This is a genomic window from Acinetobacter sp. V2, assembly GCF_001188385.1.
GTDB lineage: Bacteria > Pseudomonadota > Gammaproteobacteria > Pseudomonadales > Moraxellaceae > Acinetobacter > Acinetobacter oleivorans.
Window position 1 is genome coordinate 1,798,387 of record NZ_JZFB01000001.1, and the last position, 2,493, is coordinate 1,800,879.

A 2,493-nucleotide genomic window follows, 5' to 3' on the forward strand; every position below is an offset into this window, starting at 1 on the left:
ATACTGGTGCGTTTTGCTTTTTTGTATTGGGTATGTTTTTAGCTGCCATATTCATGCACCAACTTGGTTTAGTGCCTTTTTAGTTTATAAAATTTACTCAAAAATAAAGCCCTCATTTGAGGGCTTTATTTATTTGATTTGCTTAACCATTACGTTTTGCAAAGTCATCCATAAAACTAATTAAAGCCTGTACACCTTCTAATGGCACAGCATTATAAATACTTGCACGCATACCACCTACAGAACGGTGTCCAGCTAAATTCAACAAATGGTTTGCTTCCGCTTCTTTTAAGAATTGCTTGTCTAAAGCTTCATCTGCCAAGGTAAACGGTACATTCATAATTGAACGGTTCGGAATTGCAATCGGGTTATTGTAGAAATCGCTTGAATCGATATAACCATATAACAACTGAGCTTTTTCAAGGTTAACTTTATGGATAGCATCTACCCCCCCCTGCTCTAGCAACCATTCAAATACCAAACCAGACAAATACCAAGCGTAAGTCGATGGAGTATTTACCATAGAACCATTTTTCGCTTGATCACCATATTTTAAAATGCTTGGAATTTCTGGTTTAGCTTGATCAAGTAAGTCATCACGAATAATGACAATTGTTAAACCAGCAGGACCAATATTTTTTTGTGCACCAGCATAGATTAAACCAAACTTGGTCACATCTAATGGAGCAGATAAAATACTTGATGAATAGTCACAAACGAGTGGAGCTTTTACATCAGGAATTCCTGCGAACTGTAAGCCACCAATCGTTTCATTATCCGCATAATGTACATAAGCTGCATCGTCAGATAAATTCCATTCGCTTTGTTCAGAAATTGCGAACTTGCCATCTACTTTAATACCAGCCTTCACAACATTAATGTCGCCATAACGTTGTGCTTCTTTTAACGCTTTTTCAGACCAGATGCCCGTATCAATATAATCAGCCTTACTGTTCTTACCTAAAAGGTTTAAAGGAATCGCAGAAAATTGTAATGACGCGCCGCCTTGTAAAAACAGTACTTTATAGTTTTCTGGAATATTCATTAATTTGCGTAAATCTGCTTCAGCTTTTTCAGCTACAGCAACATAGTCAGCACTACGGTGACTCATTTCCATGATGGATAGACCTTTACCCTGCCAATCCAACAATTCTTGTTGAGCTTTTTCTAAAACGGCAGTAGGTAATGCAGCAGGACCAGCACAGAAATTGTACGCGCGCATGATTTTTCCCTTGTATAAAGTCAAACACAATAAAAATGGCATTTAACCACAGATTGCTTAAGCTTGCAGCAGCTTCTCAAGTAAATATTTCAATGCTGGACTGTATTTAAGTTTATTTTTTCAATTACTAGTGCCGTTATTTACTTACTTTTAATTACTACCTTCCAAGTTTAAAAAGATTTTTAAGCAAAAAAGATCAACTTGACTTGTGATTATAATTTCACATACCTTGATAGATATTAGAAAAAATATTGGCTTAGTAAATTCAATAATTAAAGGAGCTAAAATCAAAATGTTTTTATACAAATGTATAATAAACAATATGATAATTGAATTTAATAACAAGAAATTTAAACTATAAGGGATGCCAGAAATTGTTATTTAAAATGCCAGCACATCGATATAGACAGTCTATTTTTCCCTTTTCATTTAAACCTAAACATCTTGCTTTGGCTTTAGGCTTTTTTTTCACTAATCATTTATATGCCCAAAGCTTAAGTTATGCAGAAGCAGAACAACAAGCTTTGAAAAGTTCATATAGCACCCAAGCCAACCAAGCATTACAGCAAGCATCTCAATTAGAAGCCGAAGCAGTAAAGGGCCTCGGATTACCTCGAGTTGATTTAAATGTGAGAGCATATGCTTTTCACAGTGAAACAGATGTACCTCTTGGCTCTTTTAAACAAAAACTTGAGAATGATTTAAGCCAAGGGCTGAATGACAAACTTTCACAGTGGAACAATGTCATTCCATCGGATGTGCTGGGACAAGTTCAAGAAGGCGCCAATCAAACCATACATGACGGTATTAATCGATTTCCAGATTATGCGAATCTGACCATTGAAGATCAGGTTGTACGCCCTTCTATTTCAGTCGTTATGCCACTCTATACAGGTGGTTTAACCAGCAGTGCAAAAAAACTAGCAAATATTCAAGCACAGCGTTCGGAGCTTTCAAGCCAGCAACAACAAGATATACAGCGGTTTGAAGTGGTACAAAGCTATTTTAATGTTCAATTACAGCAGCAACTGGTCGCGAGTAGCTTATTTAACTTTAATGCGATGCAGAAACATTACAGCAATGCTCTAAAGCTCGAACAACAAGGATTTATTAGTAAAGGGCAACGCATGCAGTTTGAAGTCGCTCGTAATAATGCAGAACGTACTTTACAAAATACTCAAGCCAACTTAAACGCCAGCCGCTTTAGCCTTAATAATCTTTTACATCAACAAAATAATGTAGATTTAAGTACGCCACTATTTGTAAATAAC

2 protein-coding genes are annotated in these 2,493 nt (G+C 36.1%); one reads left to right on the forward strand and one right to left on the reverse strand.

What is annotated here, in order from left to right; all coding sequences use genetic code 11:
• Window positions 1-142: 142 nt before the first annotated feature.
• Complete coding sequence (gene serC, locus UC75_RS08275) at window positions 143-1,222, reverse strand: 3-phosphoserine/phosphohydroxythreonine transaminase (protein ID WP_049837267.1); 1,080 nt, start codon at window positions 1,220-1,222, stop codon at window positions 143-145.
• Between the two features lie 386 nt (window positions 1,223-1,608).
• Between serC and UC75_RS20790 the strand changes: the two genes are divergently transcribed.
• Window positions 1,609-2,493: TolC family protein (locus UC75_RS20790; RefSeq protein ID WP_228137177.1), on the forward strand; the 885-nt coding region annotated here is incomplete at its 3' end.

Excerpts from the sequence above, each read along its gene's own strand:
- serC (WP_049837267.1), bottom strand. The coding sequence starts at position 1,222 with ATGCGCGCGTACAATTTCTGTGCTGGTCCTGCTGCATTACCTACTGCC.